Source organism: Microbacterium helvum (assembly GCF_014779795.1).
GTDB lineage: Bacteria > Actinomycetota > Actinomycetes > Actinomycetales > Microbacteriaceae > Microbacterium > Microbacterium helvum.
In genome coordinates this window covers 188405-211739 of record NZ_JACXZS010000006.1, presented here as the reverse complement: position 1 = coordinate 211739, position 23335 = coordinate 188405, and the positions used below count along the sequence as shown (strand labels likewise).

Below are 23335 nucleotides of genomic sequence, written 5' to 3'. Positions count from 1 at the left end.
GGCGGGCGGGTCCCCCCACCATATCGGCCCTGCCGCAACCGCTCGCGGCGGGTGTGGAGAACCCGGCCGCTACCGGCTGCCCGCGGCCCCCGCGTGCGGACCTGCCGCCGGCGGGATCCCCTGGTGCACGACGAGAGCAGAGGATGCCGCAGCCGCCGCGTCGAGGATCGCCATGCCGATGGCGCCCTCGGGTCGCCACGGCGTGTAGGCCTCGGCCCACCAGCGCGTCGCCGTCGGCGCGTCGACGCCCGGGAGCAGCCGCGCGACCTCGTCGAGACCCGGCAGCAGGCGGGGGCGGAGCAGCGAGAGCACCACGACGTGCTGCACCAGCACCTGCAGCACGGCGTCGTCGTCCATCGTCCGCAGCTCGAACTCCCCGGCGTCGTGCGCGGGCGCGAAGACGGGGGTGCGCAGCGCCGCGGCGACGGCGTCGCGGTCGATCGGCTCAGGACTCAGGACGATGCTGCTGCGCGGCATCCACTCTCCTCTCGGCGCGGGTGTGCGTGGATTCGTCCGGCTTCTCGGCAGTGCCGGTCGCCGGCACCGCCGCCGCAGGCGACGGAGCGAAATGCGCGATCTGCACGAGTGCGGGGCGCGTGGCGCGCCGCACCAAGCGTCCGCGCCCGGCGATCATGGGCTCGGCGTAGACCTTCGGCAGAAGCTGGCCCTCGGACCGGTCGCCGGACATGATCAGCGCGGTGCCGCCGGTGTCGCGCAGTGCCTGCAGCGTCACGTCGAACATCGCGCGCGAGGCGCCGCCCACGGGCCGCGCCGCGACCACGTTGAGCCGAAGATCGCGCGCCGAGGCCAGGTACGGCAGCAGCGGCCGCAGCGGTTCGGCGCCACCGGCCGCGAGCACGTCCAGATCGTCCGCGACGACGAGGATGCGCGGGCCGGAGTCGCGGTCGGCCTGCCGCTTCTCGAGCTCGATCGCGATCGACTCGGCGAGCGCGCGAGCCTGGCGTCCGGACGTGGCGTGCCCGCCGAGGTAGGCGTCGGGGATGTCGGAGGCCAGTCCGCCGCGCGTGTCCATCAGCCCGATGACGAGCTCTTCGGGCGAATGACGGTCGAGAGCGCCCTGAACGATGCCGCGCAGCAGCGTCGTCTTGCCGCAGCCGCTGTCGCCGAAGACGATGAGGTGCGAGTCGCGGCCCACGAGGTCGAGCATCTCGGGCTGCATCGAGTCCTGCCGCAGGCCGATCGGGACGGCGTCAGGCTCGTCGAGCGCGTCGGGTAGAGCGGCCGGCGACAGCTCTTCGGGCAGCAGCCGGATCGGCGCCGCCTCGGGACCGCTCCACCGCTGGGCGGTGGCGCGCGCCAGCTCTTCGAGCGCGTCGCCGATGTCGGCGCCGTCGACCTCTTCGAGCAGCGGCAGCGCGATCTGGGCGAACAGCTTCTCATCGGTGAGCACCCGGCCCGGCTCGTCGGCACGCAGCGTGGCCGAGAGCTTGCGGGCGATCTGCGAGTCGCCGGCGTCGTTCAGCTTCAGCTCGAGCCGCGTGCCGATGAGGCTCTGCAGATTCATCCGCAGCTCGTTCCAGCGCGTGACGGTGGCGACGACGTGGATGCCGAACCCGCCGCCGCGCTCCAGCAGCTGGGCGAGCGGTTCGTCGAGCTCTTCGAAGTCGCCGCGGACGGCGCCGTAGCCGTCGACGAGCAGCACCACGTCCGCCGAGGGGAGCGTGGGAAGACGCCCCTCGGCGTGCTGGCGGCGCATGTCGGCGAGCGAATCCAGGCCGTGGCTGCGGAACGCGGCCTCGCGGGCGGCGAGCATTCCGCTCAGCTCTTCGAGCAGCCGTCGCAGGCGCTCGCGGTGGCCTCGCGTGGCGACGCCGCCGACGTGCGGGAACGGCTCGATGCGCGCCAGGCCCCCGCCGGTGAGGTCCATGCCGTAGATGCTGACCTCGCGGGGCGTGTGGGTGAACGCCAGCGATGCCGCGAGCGTCCGCAGGAATGTCGACCGGCCCGACTGCGGCGCTCCCATGACCGTGATGTGGCCGCCCGAGCGCGTGAGGTCGAGCAGCCACGGCTCCTGCCGCTGGCGCGCGGGATCGTCCAGCAGGCCGATCGGCGGACGCAGCGCGGTGCGCCGGTCGGTGTGCTCCGAGCTCGGCAGCACGCCGCCGAGCGTGATGGCGGTCGGCAGCGGCGGAAGCCAGACCGGACGCGTGCGCCCGGCCCCCTGGGTCAGCCGGTCGACGGCGGTCTGCACGAGCGTGCGCCCGGTCGCCGGGCGCGGCGGCTCCGCGAGTGCGAGGACGGGCTCCTCGTCGTCGGCGCCGACCGACGCCGGCAGGTCGTAGGGCTGCAGTTCGACCACGGTCGGTGCGTCCACGATGCGGATCTCGTCCGAGGTCTCGGGCAGCGGGCCCGACACGTAGCCCGCGCGGAAGCGCGTGTAGACCGACGTGTCCACCTTGAGGTACCCGTACCCGGGGATCGCCGGAAGGTGGAAGGCGTCGGGCGAGTCGAGCACGACCGCCGATTCCGCCTCCGAGAACGTGCGCAGGCCGATGCGGTACGAGAGGTAGGTGTCGAGGCCGCGCAGCCGGCCCCCCTCGATGCGCTGGCTCGACAGCAGCAGGTGCACGCCGATCGAGCGGCCGATGCGCCCGATCGTGAGCAGCAGCTCGACGAAGTCCGGTTCCGCGGTCAGCAGCTCGCCGAACTCGTCGATCACGAGGAACAGGTGCGGCATCGGCGGCAGCTCCGGCCGCTCCTGGCGCAGCTGGCGATAGTGCCCGATCGAGGCCGAGTTGTCGGCATCCTTCAGCATCCGCTGCCTGCGCACGACCTCGCCGTTGATGCTCGCGCGTGCGCGCTCGGTCAGCTGGGGGTCGTCGGCGAGGTTGTCGATGATGCCGGCGACGTGCGGCAGCCTCGCGAACGGCGCGAAGGCGGCGCCGCCCTTGTAGTCGACGAGGATCATGCTCAGGTCTTCGGGCGAGTGGGTCATCGCGAGGCCGAGGATGAGCGTGCGCAGCAGCTCGGACTTGCCTGATCCGGTGGCGCCGATGCAGATCCCGTGCGGGCCCATGCCGAGCTGCGCGGACTCCTTGAGGTCGAGCAGCACGGCCGAGCCCTGGTCGTCGATGCCGATCGGCACGCGCAGGAAGTCGCCCGGCGTCCGCGGACGCCACGCGTCGCGCGGATCGAGCAGGTCGACGGCGCCCATCCCGAGCAGCTCGGTGACGTCGGGGGCCGGCGCCGTCTGCGCGTCGACCGCGCTGGTGCGGGTGAGCCGCAGCGGAGCGAGCGGACGGGCGACGGTCTCGAAGAGGGCAGGGTCGACGTCGTCGAGATGGATGCCGCCGACCGCGGCCTCTCCGCTGCCCGGGTTCTCGACCACGGCGTCGAACCGCGGCGCGGCGCCGGCTTCGGCGTGCCGCGTCACGGTGACGCGGGCGGAGACGGCGGACGGCTCCTTCAGCCGGTCGTCGACGACGTGGACGACCGTGATGCCGAGGTCCGCGAGGTCCAGCGACGAGTCCAGCCGGGGCAGCGAGGTCGCCGTGCCGTCGCCCTCGTCGATGAAGATCACCAGGCGTCCCGGTGTCGTCTTGCGCCCGGCCCGGCGTGCGGCCGACGTCGACGCCACGCGGTCGCGCAGCTCCGGGCCGATCACGGTCATGAGCTCGGGCAGCGACGGCGCGATGCGGCGCGCGGTGGCGGCGCCCGGTGCGAGCGTCGTCGACGACGCATGCGGCAGCAGATCGAATCCGCGCCAGTCGCGGAGCGCTGCGGCGGGCACGACGGCCGCCAGCTGCACGTCGTCGGGGGAGTGCAGCGCGGCCAGCTGGGCGGCGATCGCCCGCGCCGCGGTGAGCGCGCCCTCGCGGTCCCCGACGATCGACACGTGGCCGCCGCGCGAGAGGTCCACGGTCGCGGGGATGTCGGCCGCGACGCCCGACAGGCGCACGAGCCGTTCCGCGGCGGTGCGCATGATGGGGTCGAACGGCTGCACCGGATTCTGCTCGGGAGGCAGCGTCACGGGCAGCGCGCGCACGGCCGCCGTGCCGACCCGCACCCGCAGGAAGTCGGCGTCGCCCTGCCGACGCTCCCAGCGCCGTGCGGGGCTCTGTCCCACTTCGAGCAGCGTCGACGGGTCGGGATGCTGCGCACGCACGGCGTCGCGGTACGCGTCGGTGCGTGCGCGCAGCTCGCCGCGGGTCTTCTCGAGGTAGTCGAGGTAGCGCTCGCGCTGCGAACGCCGCTGCCGCGCCGCGTTGCCTCGCTGGGTGAACGCCATGCCGATCCCGCCGACCAGAGCCACCACGAGGATCACGGCGCCCACGACCACCATGACCGGGTTGCTGCGCAGCAGCACGATCATCGTGATCGACGAGAGGCTTCCCACGATCGGCAGCAGCGACTGCAGCGGGAATCCGCTGCTGTGCTCGCCGATCGCGGGAGGCGGCGCGAGGACGTGCTCCTCGAGTGCGCCCGTCGGCTCGGTCACGCGGGCGGGACGATGGACGATGCGCTGGGTCACGGCAGCACTCCGTCCGCGGACGGGTCGACGAGGACGGCAGTCAGCTGGAGCAGTGCGGTGCGCGCGGCCAGTGACAGCGCCCCGCCCGACTGCGTCTCCCAGCGCCGCTCGAACGGGACGCGCACCACGGGCACGCCGGCGTGCCCGCTGACGGCGTCGGCGGCCGCCGGCCCCTGGCGGGTGAGATCGACGAGCGCGAGCACCACGTCCGGAGCTTCGGGGAGCGCCCGGATCGCCGCGGCCAGAGACACCGACTGCTCGGCGGCGCCGCGATCGGCGAGCGAGACCAGGCACACGGCGTCGCACAGTGCGGCGGCGGGGGCGAGGTCGGCGGCGGGATGCCGCACGCCGAGGTCGGTGACGGTGACGTCGAAGAACCGCGTGATCGGTGCCGCGTCGCTCAGCCACGAGGCGATGCCGTCGCCGGGCGCCGGACGCAGGACGCGCAGCCCGCCCGCCGCCGTGGCGAGGCCGGTCATCGCCTCGGCGCTCGTGCGGGCCCCTGCGCGGGTCGCGTTCGCGGCCGTCGCCGGCACGCCGAGTCGTGCTCCGAGGCCCGTGCCTCCGGACGAGACGTCGACCGCGAGCACCGGAAGGGCGCGCCGGGCCGCGAGCACGCGCGCTGTCGCCACGGCGAGGGCCGTCGCGCCAACGCCGTGCGCGACATGCGCGAACCCGATCCGGCGCCCGGTGGCCGGACGCGCGCGGATCGCGGCATCCCATCCCGCATATCGCTCCCGCAGTCCCGCGCCCGCGCCGAACAGCGCACGGGGCACGCCGGCCAGATCGATGACGGTCACGAGAACATCCCGAGCAGCTCGTCATAGACGCCCAGCGCGCCGAGCAGCAGCGGCAGCAGCGAGACCGCGGCGAGCGTCTCCAGGACGTTGCCGATGCCGCGCAGCCGCGCGCGTGCCGCCGGGCGCGGGTCGACGAGTGCGGCGACGCCGAGCAGGACGGCCGCTCCCGCGCAGATCCAGACGCCGGTCGCCTGACCGGCGAACCAGACGACCATCGCGACCGCGGCAGGCGCCGCCACCGCCGCCCACAGCAGGCGGACCTGGACGCGCAGCGGGAACGACCGGGTGCGCAGCGCCGCCGTCAGCGCGAAGGCGAGGGCCAGCAGCGACGGCCAGGGCTGCCGGGTCGCCACGAGCACGATCCCGGCGGCGGCGAGCAGGGTCGCGACCGCGGCGACGCTCCAGGTGAGAGCACGGTATGCCTCGTCGATCGAACCGGCCGCGGTCGCGCGGTCCACGCGGTCACCGTCCGACACCCGCTGGTCGAGCACGGTGAGCTGCGCCGACGACAGCGCCGCCCAGGGCAGCAGTCCGGTCGCGAACGCGGCGACGGTGCCGGCGATCGCGGCCGCCGCGACGGAGCCGACGCCCGTCCACAGCAGCACGAGCAGCAGCCCCCACAGGACGACGCCGATGACGCCGCCGGCGACGGCCCCCGCTCGGCGCAGCGCCCAGCCGGCCGCGAGGACGACGAGTGCCGCCCCGAGCGCGGCGGCGCTCACCCCGAGCAGGACGGCAGTGCCAGGCAGCGGCTCGGCGGCCAGCGCGGCCGCGTCGACGCCGATCGGAACGACCAGCCCCGCCGCGGCGGCTGTGGCGCACAGTGCGAGGCGCCGCGGGACTCCGACGGCCTCGGGGGCGGTGCCGGCGCGCGAGAGCGGCCGTGCGGACCGCCGGCCGATCGGGACGGCGAGCGCCAGCAGCAGCACGAGCGCGCCGACCAGCCACCAGAGCGCCCCGCCGGGTGCGGTGCGCGGCAGCAGCAGCCCGCCGAGCGCGGTCGCGAGGCCGAGACCGACGGCACCGGTCGCCAGTCGGGCGTCCGCGGACCAGCGGTCGGCGCGCGCGGCGTAGGCTTCTGCGGCCGCGTCCGTCACGTCGATCACGACCGGCGGCGGCGGCGCCGCGTCCAGGCGCACCAGCCGCAGGGACGTGCCGTCGAGCAGGTCCGAGCCGCGTGCCGACCTCGCCAGGTCGACCGGCTCGCCGTCGGCGTGGACCAGCGCGAGGGGGCGGTCGACCGTGCCGGTGGGCTCGCCCAGCAGCCGCAGCAGGCTGGGCAGGATCGTGCCGACGGGTTCGTCGCTGGGGACCACGATGTCGGTGCGACGCGACGTGCCCGTCACGCTCAGGCGGGTGAAGTCGGTCACGATGCCTCCTGCCGGCCCGTCGCGGGCGCGGATCCGACGGACGATGACTGCGCTGCCTGGTCGGCGAGCACCTTCGAGACGTACGACACCCCGACGCAGCCGGCGCAGACGATCGCGGCGACGATGAGCGACCCCATCAGCCGGCGCATGTTGTCGTTGACGGTCCTGCGTTCATCGATGCGTCCGAACAGCAGCGCTGCGGCCAGCCGCATGCGCTGGATCCGAGCGCCTTCGACGAGGACGCGATCCTGCTCTTCAGCCATTCGATCCTCCTTCGTCGAGGTGGCCGCCTGCCGCCGGATCCCGCCGCAGCTGCGCGCCGACGGGCCGCGACAGCGCGAGCAGCTCGCGCATCCGGTCGACGCCGAGCCGGGTGATCAGGGTCTGCAGGCGCTCCCATCCGCCGCCGGCCGGCGATCCGAGGGCCACCAGCGCGCTGGGGAGCCGAGGGCTGCCCACGAGCGCGGCGCCGAACTCGTCCGCCCATGCGGCGGGAGCCATCCCGCTCGCCCGCACGGCCGGCGGGCCGACGAGCAGAGCGAGCGGCTCGGGCGGCACCGGCATCAGCGGGCCACGGGTCAGGTCGGGGGTGCCGATGTGCGCCATCGCGAGTGCGAGCAGCGGCATCCCGCTCCCCGCGATCGACGACAGGATGCCGCGCGCCCGGGTCGCGATGCCGGCGCTGGATCCGCTCGCCGGGCCCCCGACGTCGGCCCACATCCGCGTGGTCTCTTCGAGGCCCTCGCTGGTGCGCGCCACGTCGATGGTGCCGATCAGCGAGGCCGGAGCGGAGGCGCCGACGCGTGCGCCGACGAAGCTCCACATGCTGTCGGCGGGCATCCGGCGCTGCGACCGTGCCGTGAGGTCGGCGCGATCCCACCCCGCGGTGAGGGGCTCGGTCGCACCCCAGGCCGCCGGCGGGGCGTCGGTCATCGCGAGCGCGACCGCCTCGGCCGATCCTCCGAGCAGCACCGGGCGCGACACCCGATGACGCGACGACGCGGTGACGACGAGCTGCAGCCGGGTCGTGAGCGGCCGTCGCAGGAACGCCGGGTGCGGGCCGTCGTCGCCGATCCGGGGCGCCTGCAGTGCGTCGGCAGCGCCGGCGAGACGTGCTCCGCCGGCTGCGTCGTAGAAGCCGTCGTCGGTGCGGACGACCCACCCGCCGCGGACGGCCTGCAGCGCGTGCCACATCGGCTGCGTCATCCGGCTGTGCGGGCCGGTGACCACGACCGTGCGGATGCCGGCGGTCGCGGTGCGGTGCAGCAGATCCGCCATCCCTGTCGTCAGCGCCACGACGGGCGCGCGGGTCTCGGTGGCGACCCAACCCGGGCCCGCGCCGTCGATGAGCGGGTGGTCCGCGGTGCGGGGTGCGCTGGCGTCGCCGGTCACGACGTCGTCCTCACGGTCAGGTGGCGGTCGCCGAGGCGCAGGCGCGTGCCGTCGGGGAGCGGGGTGCGCTGGAACGGGATCAGCGGGTGCTCCGCACCGGCGCGCACGACGGCGGTGCCGTTCGTCGAGCCGAGGTCGACCACCCATGCCTGCTGTCCATCCCACTCCAGGCGGGCGTGCGACTTCGACAGAGTGCGCGAGAGGTCCGACCAGCGATGCACGGCGGCGGGCGCGTCGGCGGGCGCGACGGGGTCGCGTCCGAGGATGAGGGATGCCGCAAGCTGAAGCCGTTCGCCCGTGTCGAGCTCCACGACGGCGGGCCTTGTGAAGCCGTAATGCGGCACGGTCGTCTTGGCCGGCGCGAGCGCCTCCGGCGGGAACGAATAGGGAGCGAGCGCGGCCGAGATCGGATCGCGGCCGCGTACGAGGTCGAAGGTGCGAAGGCGTCCGGTCAGGGCATCGGCGAGCAGGCGGCGTCCCGCCGGCGCGGCGGACTCCAGCGCGACCGTGCGGGTCCCCGCGGCGAGGCGTCCCGGGGTGCGTCCGGTGCGCGCCAGCGCGACCGTGAGCGCGATGGCGGCCACTGCGGCGCCGGCCGCCAGCATCCAGCCGAACGCCGTCGCGCCCGCGACGAAGGCGACGACGGCCGCGAGCCCCGGGATCAGGACGATGGCGGCGTCGATGGCCAGCGCGGCGACGTGCTGGCCCGGACGAGCCGAAGCGGTGAGGACGAGGACGTCGACCGTCACCGTCCGCCCGGCTTGCGCGTGCGATGTCATGTCGTCTCCGGAACCGTGTCGGGCATGGCAAGTGTATCCGGGTGCGATCGCCGGCTCCGTGTCCCCCTTTCGGGGGACACGCTCGCGCGACAGGCTGGGAACCCGCTCCGGAATCACCTCCCGATGTGGTGTTTCCGCGTTCGGCGGATAGCGTGGTCACGGCTCGACCGACACGGTCGGCCGTCGCGAGGATGGGTCATTGTCCCCATTGCGTCGGCCCGCCTTTTCGGGTGTTGTAGTCGACAGTCCTGTTCATTCCGGAGGTGCCGTATGAAGTTTGCGATGGGTGCAGACACGCTGGGCGTGCTGACCAAGTCGACGTCGGGTTCGAACGAAGACATGTCCGTTCTCGTCCGACGACTGTTCGAGGCGGCCGAACCGCTCGAGGGGCGCTTCCAGGGCGCCGCGCGCGCGCAGTTCGACCGGTTCAAGGGTCGCACCGACGAGATCTCGGCCGAGCTCAACGCTTCGCTCGCGGCCGTGCTCGGCGGCATCACGGGGATGAACCGTGCGTTCCTCGAGGGTGAGAGCGAGATGTCCGATTCGACCACGTCGCTGGAGTCGGGATCGGCGTTCGACGCCGCCCGTTTCGGCGGACGTCAGGCCTGAGAGAGGAAGACCGACCATGGCGAACCAGAGTGACCGTCGCGATTACGACGTCGCGGCCTCGCAGTCCGCGCAGGACAACTTCAACCAGGTGGCCGCGCAGCTCGAAGCGCTCATCGACCAGCACGACCGCGACGTGAACCAGGCGATGTCCGACTACGCCGCCGACGGCGTGTCGGAGGAGTACCGGGCCAAAGAGACCCGCTGGAAGAACGCCGCGGGCGAGGTGCGCACGATCATCACGACGCTGCGCTCGTCGCTGGCCGCCAACGACGAGACCGCGCACGCCACGCTGCGCAAGGCGAAGTCCGCGGTCGACGCCGTCGGCTGACGCCGATGACGTCGTGGAGCATCGACCCCACGGGGGTCGCGCGCGTGCTCACGGACGTGAGCCCGTACTCCGAGGCGCTGGGCGCGTCGTTGAACAGCCTGTCGGGTGTGATCTCTGCCGCGGTGAACGCGACGCAGTCGCCCGCCATCTCTGAGGCGGTCTCGGGCTACTTCGAAGTGCTCGAGGGGCCGCGCATCCAGTCGATGAGCACGCGCATCCAATCCGCCGTCGGCGGTGTGCTGTCGGCGACCGAGGCGTATATCCAGGGGGATCTCGAAATGGCCGCGACGCAGCAGCAGGCGAACATCGCCGCGGTGTATCCGTCGATGCCGGGCGTCGAGGGCGGGTACTGATGACTTCGGCGATTGATCCGGGTGCCATTCCCGGCAAGGGGATCGATCCGGACGAGATCGAGCGGCAGGCGAAGTCGATCTCGTCGATCGGCGGGTCGGTCGCCGACAACGGGCTGCAGGTGCAGTCGCGCTGGCAGGGGATGGCCGGCGTGTACTCCGCACCGGAGTCGGGGACGCTGCTGGGGCTGATGCAGCCGGTGAGCGAGGCGGCGTCGTCGACCGGCGAGAACCTCGGCGTGGTGGCATCCGCTCTGTCCGCCTTCGCCGAGGACGTGCGGCCGATCAAGCAGCGCCTGGACGCGCTGCGCGTCGAGGCGCAGACGTTCGTCGACACGACGGTCGCGAACGGCGTCTATGTCGAGGAGCTCAATCCCGCGTGGGTGTCGATGTACGGCTATGGCTACGGCTACGGCGGCTACGGTTCTTACGGCTACAGCTCCTACGGCTACGGATCCTCGTCCGGTGCGTCGGACTCCGAGCCGGACAAGTACCGGACGGTGCATCGGGAGTGGCATGAGGATCAGGATGCTGTCGATCGCAACAACGATCTGATCTCGCAGGTGAACGCGCAGCAGGTGCTGCTGTGGGAGGCGGAGCGCACCTGCGCGAACAAGATCCGGGCGATCGCGTGCATGGCGCCGCTGCACTCCGGGTATGAGTCCGAGACGGATGCCCTCGGGTACGGCGTCGACGAGATCCCCGACGGCACCGACATGCCCTGGGGTGCCGAGGTGGAGCGCACGGAGGGCTGCGGCGAGGCCGCCGTGAACTTCGTGTTCAAGGACTTCCTGTGGGAGGGCATCGCCGTCGGCGGTGTCTGGGGGACGATCCAGGGTCTGGGCACGCTGGTCCTGGGCTATGACCAGACCACGGGCGAATGGTTCCAGGGCGATGCGTACGGGGCCGCCTGGGGCGGTCTGGGGATGCTGGTGGCAGGTCTTGCCACTCTCGGGCCCGTGACGATCGCCGACAACATCGTCGAGGGGGTGACCGGGGGTGAAGGGTTCATCACCGGTCCGGTCGGCGACTTCGTCGATTCCGCCGAAGAGGCGCTGCTGAACACGGGCAAGTCGCTCATCGCCTGGGATCAGTGGCAGGACGATCCGGGTACGGCGGCGGGGTCGGCGCTGTTCAACATCGGCACGATCTTCATCCCCGCAGGTGCGGCGGTGTCGGGCGTCAAGGGTGCGTCGCTGGCGGCCCGAGTGGCGTCGAAGGCCGCGACGGTGGTGGACCTGGTCGATCCGGCGTCGCTGGCGTTCCGCGGTGTGGCCGGTGCGGGCCGCTTGGGACTGAGCAGCATCGACAACCTGCTGGGCCGGTTGGACGATCTGTCGCGGTTCGAGACGCCGCGCATCGAGACGCACGCGGCGACGGATGCGGCATCCGCTCTGAACAAGCTCGACGAGTGGGGCGTGGACCTGAACGACGTCACCACGCGGGTGAACGCGGACGGGTCGGGGGTGTTCTCGTTCCCGGGTGGTGAGATCGAGGTTCCCGGCGGCACGTTCGACGTGCCCGGCGGTTCGGCCGACGTTCCGGCGCCGGTGCGAGAGCCGGAGCTGGTGCTCGCCGGCGGGGGTCGTGCAGAGACCGCGACGCCGGGTGTGGTGGACTCGATCGTCCACGACAGCCCGGTCCGCACCGACACGGCCGGGACGGGCGAGTCCACGGTCGTGCGCGAGCCGGAAACGGGGACCACGACGGGCTCGGGCGGTGCGGGCCACGGCGGCGGAGACGCCGGCACCGGCGGCGGTGCTTACGCAGGTGGTGACGCAGACACGGCCGGGGGGAGCGGCACAAGCCGTGACGCCGGCGCGGGCGACGGTGCGGGCACGGGTTCTGGTGATACGGGCGGGACCGGCTCGGCCGGCTCCGCTGCCGCAGGTTCCGGGGCGCAGCCTCCGGCTTCGGTCACCCTGCCGGATGGCTCGTCCTACTCGCCGTGGACCTCGCGGTATCACCTCGCGCAGGTTGCGGATTCCGAGCCGATCATCACGCAGGTCGCTGCCGAACACGGCCTGACGGTGTCGGACGTGCACGGGATGATCCGTAGGCACGAGACGGGCGCCCCGCTGGACATGCACGAGACGCAGGTCCTCCTCGACATCCGCGAGAGCATTCCGATGCCGCAGCAGGGCGAGATCATGCAGAAGGTGGTGAGCGCAGACACCTGGCAGCGGTACCTGCAGCAGCGCTGGGACACGGTGCAGGGCTTCGTCGGCCGTGGCGCTGACAGTCAGAAGCTGATCACATCGGACGACTACTATCACGGGTTCGGGTTGGACTACGGGCCGAACCGGTCGACCCCTGAGTTCCTCGACGCGCACGGGGACGTCGGCGAGCTGTACGCGATCCGGTTCGCGAACGACGGCACGATGGACCTCCACGTCCCCGCGGCCGATGCCGGCGCCGATGCCGGGTACCTGTTCGACGCGAACGGCGAACCGTACTACCATCCTCACGGGATGGGCTCGCTCGGGTCGGACAATCCGTACCATGGCAACGGGTTCGTGGGGACAGGAGACAAGGAACTCATCCCTGAGTACCATCTCGCTTCTCCGGCGAAGATCGGTGATAACGCCGAAGTGTGGAAGATCACACCGACCGGTGAAGAAGTGCTGGTTGCGGTCCGTCTGCGGGGGAGGTGGGTCGGACTGTGACGCTGTCGCCTGCGGTGATGGTGCGCAACGAGGGCTGGTGGGTGCTTAGCCGGTTCGGGTGGCATTCCTCGCCTCACCGCCCTGACGATCCGGAATCGTATCTGGGGTGGCCGTCTTTCGCTGTGGACGACAGCCGCGGTGGCGAGATCACGTTGACGCCGGCGGATGTGGTGGCGAGTGAGTACGTCGCGACGCGGGTGGTGGTGGAGGACGTGGTGTTCTCGGGCGGGTTGATCGTGACGGAGGACGGCACGCCGGTGCGGGAGGCGGTGTCGTCGTCGCGGTGTGATCGCTGGTTGGAGTTGTGGTACTGGGGCCGGGGTGAGCGTGAGGTGGCGGCGCGGTTCCCGGATGCGGTCCGTTTCGATGATCGCGCGAGCAACGGTGGCGTGTTGCTGCGTCGGCGTTTGTGTGATCTGCCGAGTTATGAAGAAGTCGTGCAGTGGCGGACGGGGACGGCGTCGTGGTCGTGATCATGCAGAAGATCGTGCTGCCGGCGCGAGAGCGCAGCTGGGCGCAGTTCGATGATGACCTGCTTGTCGGCTTCGTGGTGCGGGCGGCGGATGTGGCGTGGGCGCGTACTGCGGGAGAACTGTTCGATGCGATGGGTGTCGGGTTCCCGGGCTCGCCGTTGCGACGAGACGCGCCGTTCATCGACGTGTTGCGGTTCCCGGCGACCCCGTATCTGCGTCTGGTGCCTGCCGTGGGCCGTGAGTTGGACCCGGTGAACGGGTTCGTCGATCGCCCGCCGTTCACGGGCACGGGGTTCGCGGCGACTCCCGCGACGACCGATCCGGTCCCGTTGTGGTGGCTGGATCCGTGTCGGGTGCCGGCCGGGTCGGAGTTGTGGCGGGTGCATGCGGATGGGCGCGAGGAAGTTCTGGCGCACTATGACCACGTCGCGTCCGGATGGTTGCCTCGGCCTGCGGGCCGGATCGGTTCCTCCGACGTCGTCGGGGTGTTCGCGACGTGGAATGGACAGCAGGTATTGGCCGATGCTCTCCCGAATGGACGGGTCGTGGTCGCGTCTGAGAGCCCATGGGATGCGTTGCGGCAGACCGAGCGGGGAGTGTGGGCCGGCGTCGTCGAGCCGAGCGACGTGGCTGATCTCCATGCGCTCGTGGTCACCGGGACGTGGCGGGGTCTGGCCTTCCAGATCGTCCGGCGGTATCTCGAGGGCGACACGATGACCGCGCGTGCGGTGTATCTCGGTCGCGATGCCGACGAGGCAGAGCGTGCTGGGCTGGAGAAGACCGATGCGGGCGTGTACGAGCTGTCCGCACCGTTCGCGGACTTCGAAGACGTCGTCGCACGCCAGCTCCTCGCAGTCTGAACTGAGGCAGACAGACGACGCCTGCCCGTTGGGGGACGTGCACGGATCGGATCGATGGTGACCAATCTTGGCTGAGGTGATGGATGCGCAGACTGCGCAGCAGACGACATCCTCCCCGAGTACCGTGCGTCCAGAGTCGCGATGCGCGAGGGCGCCGAGGTATGGGAAGTGCTCGATGACGGCACCCAGCGGCTCTATGCAGTGCTTCGCAATAACGAGTGGTTTCCACAGGGCAATTGATGACCGAGATTCAGACCTTCGCGACGTTCCTGGAGTATCGGGGAGGCAGGCTTCGCTACCGTTCCGGGGGCGACACCTGGGTGCGCGTGGACGTCGACGGGGAACCCACGCTCGAGCGGTTCCCCGACGCACTGGAGATGGGTTCCGATCCGGGCGATCCGTGGGTGATGCTGCCGAAGTCCGTGTTCGATGCGGTGTATCGGCGGGAGGTGTTCGGACGATGGAATGGAGTTCGTGTGGCTGTGGAATCGATCGTGCGGCGCGGCTTGCGGCGGGGGTCGGCCGTCATCCGCTATGAGGGCATTCTGCCGGCTGAGGCGATCGCTGCGGGGCTGACCGGCAGCCAGAACGACGGGTGGACTGCGCTCGTGGATCCATCTGAAGTCGAGGACGTCACGGTGACCGAGACGATGTTCCCGATGGCGCGATCGTGACTCGAGTCGTTCTGCAGAAGCTGCTTCATGCCGGGATGTCTCAGGTCGTGCGGGAGCGCGGCTACGACCAAGTCGGCGGGTATGTGACGGAGGCGGCCGCCGCGGCGGAGTTGCGGATTCCGCAAGCTCTGCGTGCTGCGTATGGGTTCGCAGATGACGGCGTGCCTGCCGCCACGATGGCGGAAGCGGGCGACACCGCGTAGCCGTCCCACGCGTAGCTCGCATCGGCGAAGTCCCGTCGAGCGTCGACGCGTCCTCGCCCGTGAGCGGCGGCCTCGGGTGGGGCGGCCTCGAATCGGTGCACGTCGTGGGTTTCGGGTCCGCGGCATGCTGACAGGGCCGTGACAGTGCGTCGACAGCGACCGTGACGCCGCGACAGCGGTGCGACAGCGACCCCGGAGCACTGTGGATGCCATGACCAACACCAGTTCCGCATCCCGCACCCCCGCGGTCCGCGCCGAGGGGCTCGTGAAGACCTTCGGCAGCAATCGCGCGGTCGACGGCGTCGATCTGACCGTCGAGGCCGGCACCGTCTACGGCGTGCTCGGGCCCAACGGCGCGGGCAAGACCACCACCATCAGCATGCTGTCGACGCTGCTGCGTCCCGACGCCGGCCGGGCCGAGATCTTCGGCTACGACGTCGCGCGCGAACCGCAGATCGTGCGCCAGCTGATCGGCCTCACCGGACAGTTCGCGTCCGTCGATGAGACGCTGTCCGCTACCGAGAACCTCGTCATCTTCGCCCGTCTGCTGGGCCTCTCGCGCACCGACGCGAAGCGCAAGGCGGCTGAGCTGCTCGAGGAGTTCTCGCTCACCGAGGCCGCCACTCGGCCGCTCGCGAAGTTCTCGGGCGGCATGCGCCGTCGCCTCGACCTCGCGGCATCCCTCATCGCCCAGCCTCCGCTCATCTTCCTCGACGAGCCGACGACGGGCCTCGACCCCCGCACGCGAGGGCAGATGTGGAACACCATCCGCAGACTCGTCGCGACCGGCTCGACGGTCGTGCTGACGACCCAGTACCTCGACGAGGCCGACCAGCTCGCCGACCGCATCGCCGTCATCGACCGCGGCACCGTCGTCGCCGAGGGCACCGCCCTCGAGCTCAAGGCGTCGGTCGGCCAGGCGTCGCTGCTGCTGCGGCTGCGCGCGGGCTCCGACATCGTCGAGGCGCAGCGCGAGATCGCCCGAGTGCTGGGCGTCACCGCGATCGTCTCGCCCGAGGCTGCGCGCCTCACCGTCCCGATGAGCGATCCCGACCGGGTGGCCGACCTGCTGGTCGCGTTCCGTGCGGCCGACCTGCACCTCGAAGAGCTGAGCGTCCAGCAGCCGACTCTCGACGAGGTGTTCCTCGCCCTGACCGGCAAGGGCGTTCCCGAAGACGACGAGGCCGCCCACGCGACGGCCGACGAACTGGAAGGAGTCCGCGCATGACCGCTGTCGCGACCCCCATCACGCCGGTCGCCGACCGGCAGCTGTCCAACCGCACGAGCTTGTCGCTCACGGTGCAGAACACCCTCACCATGGCCTGGCGCGGCATCCTCAAGATCCGTCGCACGCCCGAGCAGCTCGTCGACGTGACCGTCCAGCCGATCATCTTCACGCTGATGTTCACGTACATCTTCGGCGGTGCGATCGCGGGCGATGTCGCGAGCTACCTGCCGATCATCATCCCCGGCATCCTCGTGCAGACCGTCATCACGACCTCGGTGGTCACCGGCACGCAGCTGCGCGAAGACATGGACAAGGGCGTGTTCGACCGCTTCCGCTCGCTGCCGATCGCGCGCATCGCACCGCTGTCGGGAGCGCTCCTGGCCGACACGCTGCGCTACACGATCGCCACGACCATCACGTTCGCGATGGGCTTCCTCATGGGCTACCGTCCGGGCGGCGGGTTCGGCGGCGTGGTCGTGGCCGGCCTGCTGGTGATCGCGTGCTCGTGGGCGATGAGCTGGATCTTCGCGTTCTTCGGCGTCATCGCACGCACGGCGTCGAGCGTGCAGGGCATCTCGATGCTGATCCTGTTCCCGCTGACGTTCCTCTCGAACGCCTTCGTGCCCGCCGACACCATGCCCGACTGGCTGCAGTGGTTCGTGAACATCAACCCGGTCTCGCATCTGGTGACGGCGGTGCGCTCCATCGTGAACGACGGCGTGGTGACCGGCGACGCGTTCGTCGCCCTGCTGGGCGCGGCCGTCATCGTCGCGGTGTTCGCGCCGCTCACGGTGCGCGCGTACATGCGCAAGGCGTGAGTGGATGCCGCCACGCGCGGCACGTGCGAAGGGCCGAGGTCGATTCCGATCGAGCTCGGCCCTTCGGCGTGCGCATGAGGTCGCGCGCGGGGCGGTTGAGCGGCCGGCACGTCGGCGAGAAGGTCTGACGCCTTGCCCGAGAACGCGGGGCCCCGCGATGGCAGGGGCCGCCGGCATCCGTCCTCCCGCTGGACGAACGGCGACTCAGCCCGACGCGGGCGGCGCGACGACGGTGGCCAGCGCGAGGCGGACGTACGGCAGATCGTGGCGCGGGATGACCACGGTCGCGATGCGGTCGGGCGCGAGGCGGGCGCCGATCGCGTAGACGAAGGGGTCGGTGTCGATCTCGGATGCTGTCAGCTCGGCGCCGTCGACGACGAGCGTGACCGTCGGGTTGACAGCGGAGGGGGTGGCCCGCCAGTCGCCTCCGAACGGGTCGTAGCCTGGGGGCGGCGGTCCGCTGGGCAGGCCGAGCTCTTCGCGGAAGCAGTTCATCAGGATGTGGTTGACGTGGTCCACGAGGTGATGGGCGAGCGTCGTGTACTCGGAGGCGTCGCGGTCCCACGTGGTCCGCACCACCTCGATGAGGTGCGGGTACCGCAGTCGCTGAGCGGACTCGATCAGCCAGGCCGGGCGGGGCCAGGGCGGAATCATGTCGAGTGCGGCCCGCGTGGCGTCGTCGAGCTCGGCGAGGTTGACCGGGTCGTCGCGGTCGTCGGGGTTGCGCCACAGCATGTAGGTCACGCTGACGGTGATGCTCGAGGTTCCGCCCGGGCCGCCACCCTCGGCGAGGCCGAACCCGCCGAAGTCCTCGATCGAGGGCTGCGCGACCAGACCCATCACCGGGAACGGCAGCGCGTGGACGCGGTCGCGCAGCCCGTCCATCGGGTTCGGGGCATCGGGCGGCAGGACTCCGGCGATCCTCATATCGTGAGCCTGGCGGCTCGGGGGATCAACGGCAAGACCAGCCGAGATCTTCCTTGCCAGTGTCGTAGTTGTGTTCTATGCTGGGGTGAGATCGAACTCGTGCCCACGTTTCGTTTGATCCTTCGTCGCGTTGACGCGCGTTTCGATGGGAGACAGGGTGGGGCACCAGATCGGCACCGGCGGGAGCACCTGGGGTGCGCTGGAGCGTGTGGTCTCGGGGGTGCAGGCGACGCGCGAGCGGATCGCACGGTTGCAGGCGGAAGAGGCTCGGCTGCTGGCGGATGCCGCCGATATCGTGCGTGCCCGCGAAGGCGAACGGCGTGTGATGGGGCGCAGTGTCGTGCATGATCTGGCGTTGCGGGAGGTGTCGAGCGAGCTGGGTGCCGCGATGCGGCTGAGCGACCGGTCGGTGCAGGCGCGGATGTCGGCCTCCAGTCGTCTGGTCGGCGGGTTCGCTGAGACGCATCGGGCGTTCGCTGAGGGGCGGATCGATCAGGCGCATGCGGCGGCGATCGTGGAGTGTGGGACGGGGTTGCTCGACGATGCGGTCCGCGCCGAGTATGAGCGGATCCTGCTTGAGGCGGCCGTGTTCGAGACACCGCCGCGGCTGCGGGCGATCGCCCGCGTGGTGGCGGCGCGTATCGACCCCGAGATGGCGGCCGAACTGCAGCAGCGTGCTGCGGGGGAGCGCAGGGTCCGCGTGGTCGATCTGGGGGATGGCATGGCGCGGCTGCTCGCCGACCTGCCCGCTGTGCTTGCGTACGCGATCTTCGATCGGCTGACGCAGATGGCGCAGATCGAGCAGGCCGCCCAGCGCGACGCTACCGCGGAGCAAGAACCGGTGGATGCCGCGGCGAAGGGTGAGCCCGGGACCGGAGCCGGAGCCGGAGCCGGGACCGGGGCCGGCGCCGGAGCCGGGGCCGCGGCCGAAAGGGCTGCCGCTGACGGTGCTGCCGGGGGCGGCGACGCTGCCGCTGCTGACCGCGCAGCTGCTGCTGACGACGTTGCTGACGGTTCGGCCGGTTCCGGCATCCCACGGCCTGATCTGTCGACCGGGCCGTGCGGGGAGCAGCGATCGCTCGATGAGCTGCGGGCCGACCTGTTCGCCGACCTCGTGCTCACCGGCGCGCCGGCCGCGCACGGCGACGGCGACACGCTCGCCGCGATCCGCGCACAGGTGCAGATCACGATCCCCGTGCTCACCGCCGCCCGCGTGGGCGACGAGCCCGCCCTGCTCGCCGGGCACGGTCCCATCGACGCGGAGACCGCGCGCAGGCTCGCGGCGGACGCGCCCGGATGGGACCGGGTGATGTACCACCCGTACTCGGGGCTGCCGCTCGCAGTGGACCGGTACCGCCCGACCGCGCACCTTCAGAGATTTCTTCGAGCACGCGATGAACGGTGCCGCTTCCCGGGCTGCACGCGTTCGCCGATCCGCTGCGACATCGACCATACGCACGACCACGCGAAAGGCGGCCGCACCGAGGACGGAAACCTGGCTCACTTCTGTCCCCGACACCACACCCTCAAGCACGCCTCCGCGTGGCGCGTCCGCCAACGCGGCAGCGGAGTACTCGAGTGGACCAGCCCCACCCGCCGCCACTACCTCGACAAACCGCCCGCGACAGTCCAGTTCGTGCCCTCATCGGTGTTCACCCGGCTGCTCTCGGTGCGCTACGCCGGTGATGCCCCCTTCTGACCCGTGACCCGGCTTGCGAGCTGCGCAGCGGAACCACGAAGGACGCGATGTGAGGTCGAGATTCTTCGCCGCCCCGGATGCCGCTGCTTTCGCGGTGCGGCAAGCCAGCCCGCGGGTCGATGCCGCGTTTCGCGGCCGCGCCCATAGCTGCGGCCGCGGCCGTCTTGTGGTTGTTCCGCGCCGGCGTGGCAAGGTGTGCGCATGGCCGAAGATGAGGTTCCGCAGATCCCGTTCCGTCCTGTCCCGCGTGATTTCGCGGGCTTCCCCATGCCGCCGACGGTTCCGCCCGGGTTGCGGCTCGAGCTGAGCCGCGCGCGCGTCCTCGCCGGCCACGAGAACGAGCTCACCGAGTGGATGACGATGCTCACCGAGCGTTACGACGAGTGCGTGGCCACGCTGCCCGCGGAACGGGCGGTGTTCGAGGCCACGTTCCGGCATCGAGAGGCAGATGGTTCGCTGTGGATCTACCACCTCGCGCTGATGGGTGAGGGCGGTGCCGGGCTCGACGAGTCGAACCCGGTGGACGCTGCCCATGCCGCCTACAGCCGACGTGTGAAGGAGCCCGGGTGGGAAGAGCTGGAGCCGATGTTCATGCTCGCGCCGGCGCACCTGCGCGCGGCCATGCAGCACTGGGGAGCGTCAGGCACCGAGGGGTGAGCCGAGCAGGGCGCTGAGCGCCGCGACCTCGCGCTCCGCTTCGGCGGTCGCGTCCTCGGCACGTGACGCGCCGTCGGGCCGCGCCACGGATTCTCCGGGATCGGACATCGCGCCAGGTGGGGCGGCTGCGGTCGGGTCGAGCGCGTCGGTGCCCAGGCGCTCGCGCAGCACGCGCAGGAACGGCTCCTGCGCATCGACGCCGCCGCGGATGCGGGCGGCCGCGGTGAGGGCGCGCGCGGCATCGGCATCGCGCCGCTCTGCGGCCAGCCACCCGGCGATCGAGACCGCCACGTCCGACACGATCGGGTGGTCGCCGCTGCCGATGGCCGCCGGCAGCGCGGCCCTCAGCGCGGCCGCCGCGTCGTCGTTGCGGCCCAGCAGCACCAGCGCCTGCGCGCGCTTCGACCGCGCCCACGCGACGAGCTGGTCGGGGAACGACGGCATCGCGCCGACATCCACCTCATCCAGGTGACGGAGGGCGGCATCGCCGTCCCCGACGGCGATCTCGATGGTCGCGGCGCTCATCGCGGCCTGTGCGATGCCCTGCGGCGACTCCTTCTCGCGGGCGAGCTCTGCCGTCTGGACGAGGCGCTCGCGCGCCTCGTCGATGCGCCCGAGCCGCAGCAGCAGCCCGATGCTCTGCGCCCGCTGCTGCACGAGGTCGGCCGTCGACGTGAGTCCCGTGAGGGCTTCGGTGGAGGTATCGGCCACCTCGAGCGCCTCGTCGAGCCTGCCGGCCAGCTGCAGCCATTCCGAGCGCATCTGGCTCGCGAAGGCTGTGCCCCACACGTCGCCGAGCCGCAGGAAGCTCGCGAGCGACTTCTCGCTCTCGATGCCGAGGGTCGCCGTGTCGCCGCTGTTCTGCGCGATCGCCGACCGCATCATGCTGACGAAAGCCCGCGACCACTCCGGTGCGTCCGCGAGGCCGGTGTCGTCGATGACGGTGGTCCGCGGCCACGGACGCCCGGGCGGGGTGTCGCGCGCTGTCATCGCCACGCCGCGCAGCAGTGGACCGATCACCGCCGACAGCTCGCTGCGATGCACCGCGGCGGCCGCGATCACCGCGGGCGACTCCCGCTCCAGCAGATCCAGTGCGGCACTCGGCGCGGCAGTGTCGGCGACCAGGCCGCTGCGCGACTCGGCCGGTGGCACGGCCTCTCGTCGGTCGCTCTCTCGGCGGCTGATGTCGAAGGCGCGCGCCAGCAGCCCGACGCCGCGCACGACCACCGCGGGCTCGGAGTCGAGCGCGCCCGCCGTGTCGAAGAAGCGGGTGATGCCGGCCGCGAGCTCCTCGAACCGCTCCCGCATGAGCCATGTCCACAGGTTCGCGCGCACCAGGCGCACGCCCACCTCGGCCAGGTCGGGCTGCTCGGCGCAGGTGCGCAGCGCGGCGCTGAGGTTCTCGTCGTCGGCGTCGAACCACGCGAGTCCCTCGCGGACGCCCGGCCCGCGCAGCCGCGCGTCCTCCCGCGCCGCGAGGTCCGCCATGGCGTGAGCCTGGATGCCGCGGAACTCGGCTTCGCGTCCCTCTCTGCGCAGGCGATCGATGCCGTACTCGCGCACCGTCTCGAGCATGCGCAGCCGGCGCTCGGAGCGGTGCAGCAGCGACTTGTCGACGAGAGCGTCGAACGACGCGGCATCCACGTCGAAAGCTCGCGCGACCACGGCGACGTCCCGCGCACCGATGCCGTCGGGGAACACGGCAGCGGCGAGCAGGGACGCGCGCTCGGCCTCGGTCAGGGTCTCCCAGCTCCAGTCGATCAGCGCGCGCAGCGTCTGATGCCGCGCCTCGATCGCGCGCGGGCCGGTGGCCAGCAGGGCGAAGCGGTCGTCGAGTCCCGAGTCGATCTCGCCGATCGTGAGGGTTCGGGCCTTGGCCGCCGCGAGCTCCAGCGCAAGCGGCAGACCGTCCAGCCGGGTCACGATGCGCGCGACGGCGTCGGTGTCCTCGAGCGAAGGCGAGGTGCCGCGCGCGGCCCGCACCCGGCGGGAGAAGAGCTCGCGCGCGTCGTCGTCCGGCAGCGGACCGAGGTCGACGAACGCCTCGCCCGCGAGCCCGAGCGGCTCGCGACTGGTCGCGAGGATGCGCGTGCCGGGAGCGCCGCGCAGCAGGTCCAGAGCGACCGCGGCGGCCTCGGCCGACACGTGCTCGCAGTTGTCGAGCACGATCAGAGCGGTCCGGCCGGTCAGCGCCTCGAGCACTCGGTCTCGGGCGCTCGTCGACACCAGCTCGCCGACGCGGATGCTGCGCCCCACCGCGCCCGCGACGGCCGCCCACACCTCGCCGGGCGCTGCCGGGGCGAGTTCGACGACGACGGCACCCGGGCGTCGGCGCGCGGTCTCGAACGCCAGCGTGGTCTTGCCGGCACCGCCGGGGCCGATGAGCGTGACGAGCCGTTCGGCCCTGAGCTGCTCGTCGATGAGCGCGAGCTCGTCCTGCCGGCCGATGAGCGGCGTGAGTGCGGCGGGGATCGGCGCGGCGTCGGTCGCCGACGGGTCGGCGGCCGCGAGGCCGACCGCGGACGGGGGAGCCGGCGATGCCAGCCGCTCGGCGTGTGCGCGATCCTCCAGCAGATCGCGCACGACCCAGTCGAAGCCCCCGCCGGGCGTCCACGGGTCGCCGATCCACAGGGCGAGAGCGGCGCGCGCGTCGGCGGCGGCGGCCGAGGGATCCTCGGACCGGCGCGCACGCTCGACCAGGTCGGTGAAGCGGACGACGTCGACATCTGCGCGGTCGATGCCCAGGCGGTATCCGCCGGGGACGGCCTCCAGCGTGCCGGGCGGCAGCTCACGGCGCAGGCGCGAGGCGAGAGACTGCAGCGAGGCCCGCGGATCCTCCGGCGGGTCGTCGGGCCAGACGTCCTCGGCGAGCGCCCGGTAGGCGACCGTGGTGCCGGCGTCGAGGGCGAGGCGGAAGAGCAGCGCCTGCTGCCCGCGCCCGCGGACGTCGAGGGCCCGGTCGCCGTCGGCGATCGAGAGGCCGCCGAAGAACCGCAGTCGCACGGGCTCC

General features: G+C 71.9%; 20 protein-coding genes. 11 read left to right on the top strand and 9 right to left on the bottom strand.

The window, feature by feature from the left end; translation table 11 throughout:
- Positions 1–69 precede the first annotated feature (69 nt).
- Genes IF188_RS10960 through IF188_RS10930 form a run of 7 tightly spaced genes read right to left on the bottom strand, consistent with a single transcriptional unit; the run spans position 70 to position 8833 of the window.
- Complete coding sequence (locus IF188_RS10960) at positions 70–477, bottom strand: hypothetical protein (RefSeq protein ID WP_191171842.1); 408 nt, start codon at positions 475–477, stop codon at positions 70–72.
- Positions 446–4492, bottom strand: a complete 4047-nt coding sequence (gene eccCa / locus IF188_RS10955) for a type VII secretion protein EccCa (protein ID WP_191171841.1) — start codon at positions 4490–4492, stop codon at positions 446–448. The genes IF188_RS10960 and eccCa overlap by 32 nt, the downstream gene beginning before the upstream one ends.
- Positions 4489–5292 (bottom strand): hypothetical protein, encoded by an 804-nt coding sequence (locus IF188_RS20550; protein ID WP_191171840.1) that lies wholly within the window; start codon positions 5290–5292, stop codon positions 4489–4491. Before IF188_RS20550 ends, eccCa begins: the two co-directional genes overlap by 4 nt.
- Complete coding sequence (locus tag IF188_RS10945) at positions 5289–6662, bottom strand: EsaB/YukD family protein (protein ID WP_191171839.1); 1374 nt, start codon at positions 6660–6662, stop codon at positions 5289–5291. The genes IF188_RS20550 and IF188_RS10945 overlap by 4 nt, the downstream gene beginning before the upstream one ends.
- Positions 6659–6925 (bottom strand): hypothetical protein, encoded by a 267-nt coding sequence (locus IF188_RS10940; protein WP_191171838.1) that lies wholly within the window; start codon positions 6923–6925, stop codon positions 6659–6661. The genes IF188_RS10945 and IF188_RS10940 overlap by 4 nt, the downstream gene beginning before the upstream one ends.
- The gene (locus tag IF188_RS10935) at positions 6918–8054 is read right to left on the bottom strand and encodes a DUF6177 family protein (protein WP_191171837.1); all 1137 of its coding nucleotides are present in this window, start codon (positions 8052–8054) and stop codon (positions 6918–6920) included. The genes IF188_RS10940 and IF188_RS10935 overlap by 8 nt, the downstream gene beginning before the upstream one ends.
- The gene (locus tag IF188_RS10930; RefSeq protein ID WP_191171836.1) at positions 8051–8833 is read right to left on the bottom strand and encodes an FHA domain-containing protein; all 783 of its coding nucleotides are present in this window, start codon (positions 8831–8833) and stop codon (positions 8051–8053) included. The genes IF188_RS10935 and IF188_RS10930 overlap by 4 nt, the downstream gene beginning before the upstream one ends.
- Before the next feature lie 282 nt (positions 8834–9115).
- On the opposite strand from IF188_RS10930, the gene IF188_RS10925 reads away from it, so the two are divergent.
- The 9 genes from IF188_RS10925 to IF188_RS10885 all read left to right on the top strand — a co-directional run bounded on the left by IF188_RS10925 (position 9116) and on the right by IF188_RS10885 (position 17042).
- Positions 9116–9442 carry a hypothetical protein gene (locus IF188_RS10925; RefSeq protein WP_224751732.1) on the top strand — a complete coding sequence of 109 codons (327 nt, stop codon included), beginning with the start codon at positions 9116–9118 and terminating at the stop codon, positions 9440–9442.
- A gap of 16 nt (positions 9443–9458) precedes the next feature.
- Positions 9459–9770: a pore-forming ESAT-6 family protein gene (locus IF188_RS10920; protein ID WP_191171834.1), complete on the top strand. Its 312-nt coding sequence runs from the start codon at positions 9459–9461 to the stop codon at positions 9768–9770.
- Between the two features lie 5 nt (positions 9771–9775).
- Positions 9776–10123, top strand: coding sequence for a DUF6507 family protein (locus IF188_RS10915; protein WP_191171833.1), 348 nt, complete (start codon positions 9776–9778; stop codon positions 10121–10123).
- Entirely contained in the window at positions 10123–12786 is a 2664-nt protein-coding gene (locus IF188_RS10910) for a hypothetical protein (protein ID WP_191171832.1), read from the top strand. The genes IF188_RS10915 and IF188_RS10910 overlap by 1 nt, the downstream gene beginning before the upstream one ends.
- A gap of 17 nt (positions 12787–12803) precedes the next feature.
- Positions 12804–13259 (top strand): hypothetical protein, encoded by a 456-nt coding sequence (locus IF188_RS10905; RefSeq protein WP_191171831.1) that lies wholly within the window; start codon positions 12804–12806, stop codon positions 13257–13259.
- The gene (locus tag IF188_RS10900; protein ID WP_191171830.1) at positions 13229–14119 is read left to right on the top strand and encodes a hypothetical protein; all 891 of its coding nucleotides are present in this window, start codon (positions 13229–13231) and stop codon (positions 14117–14119) included. The genes IF188_RS10905 and IF188_RS10900 overlap by 31 nt, the downstream gene beginning before the upstream one ends.
- A gap of 239 nt (positions 14120–14358) precedes the next feature.
- The gene (locus IF188_RS10895) at positions 14359–14793 is read left to right on the top strand and encodes a hypothetical protein (protein ID WP_191171829.1); all 435 of its coding nucleotides are present in this window, start codon (positions 14359–14361) and stop codon (positions 14791–14793) included.
- Positions 14794–15207: 414 nt separating this feature from the next.
- Complete coding sequence (locus tag IF188_RS10890; protein WP_191171828.1) at positions 15208–16224, top strand: ATP-binding cassette domain-containing protein; 1017 nt, start codon at positions 15208–15210, stop codon at positions 16222–16224.
- Positions 16221–17042 carry an ABC transporter permease gene (locus tag IF188_RS10885; RefSeq protein WP_191171827.1) on the top strand — a complete coding sequence of 274 codons (822 nt, stop codon included), beginning with the start codon at positions 16221–16223 and terminating at the stop codon, positions 17040–17042. The genes IF188_RS10890 and IF188_RS10885 overlap by 4 nt, the downstream gene beginning before the upstream one ends.
- A gap of 204 nt (positions 17043–17246) precedes the next feature.
- On the opposite strand, the gene IF188_RS10880 is transcribed toward IF188_RS10885, so the two are convergent.
- Positions 17247–17969 carry a hypothetical protein gene (locus IF188_RS10880; RefSeq protein WP_191171826.1) on the bottom strand — a complete coding sequence of 241 codons (723 nt, stop codon included), beginning with the start codon at positions 17967–17969 and terminating at the stop codon, positions 17247–17249.
- Between the two features lie 157 nt (positions 17970–18126).
- Here IF188_RS10880 and IF188_RS10875 point away from each other — a divergent pair, with 157 nt between their 5' ends.
- Both IF188_RS10875 and IF188_RS10870 read left to right on the top strand, forming a co-directional pair.
- Positions 18127–19668 (top strand): HNH endonuclease signature motif containing protein, encoded by a 1542-nt coding sequence (locus IF188_RS10875; RefSeq protein ID WP_318152860.1) that lies wholly within the window; start codon positions 18127–18129, stop codon positions 19666–19668.
- A gap of 201 nt (positions 19669–19869) precedes the next feature.
- A complete protein-coding gene (locus tag IF188_RS10870; RefSeq protein WP_224751731.1) occupies positions 19870–20325 on the top strand; it encodes a DUF6176 family protein in 456 nt (151 codons plus the stop codon).
- Here IF188_RS10870 and IF188_RS10865 read toward each other — a convergent pair.
- A complete protein-coding gene (locus tag IF188_RS10865) occupies positions 20308–23328 on the bottom strand; it encodes an ATP-binding protein (protein WP_318152859.1) in 3021 nt (1006 codons plus the stop codon). The genes IF188_RS10870 and IF188_RS10865 overlap by 18 nt on opposite strands.
- Positions 23329–23335: the final 7 nt, after the last annotated feature.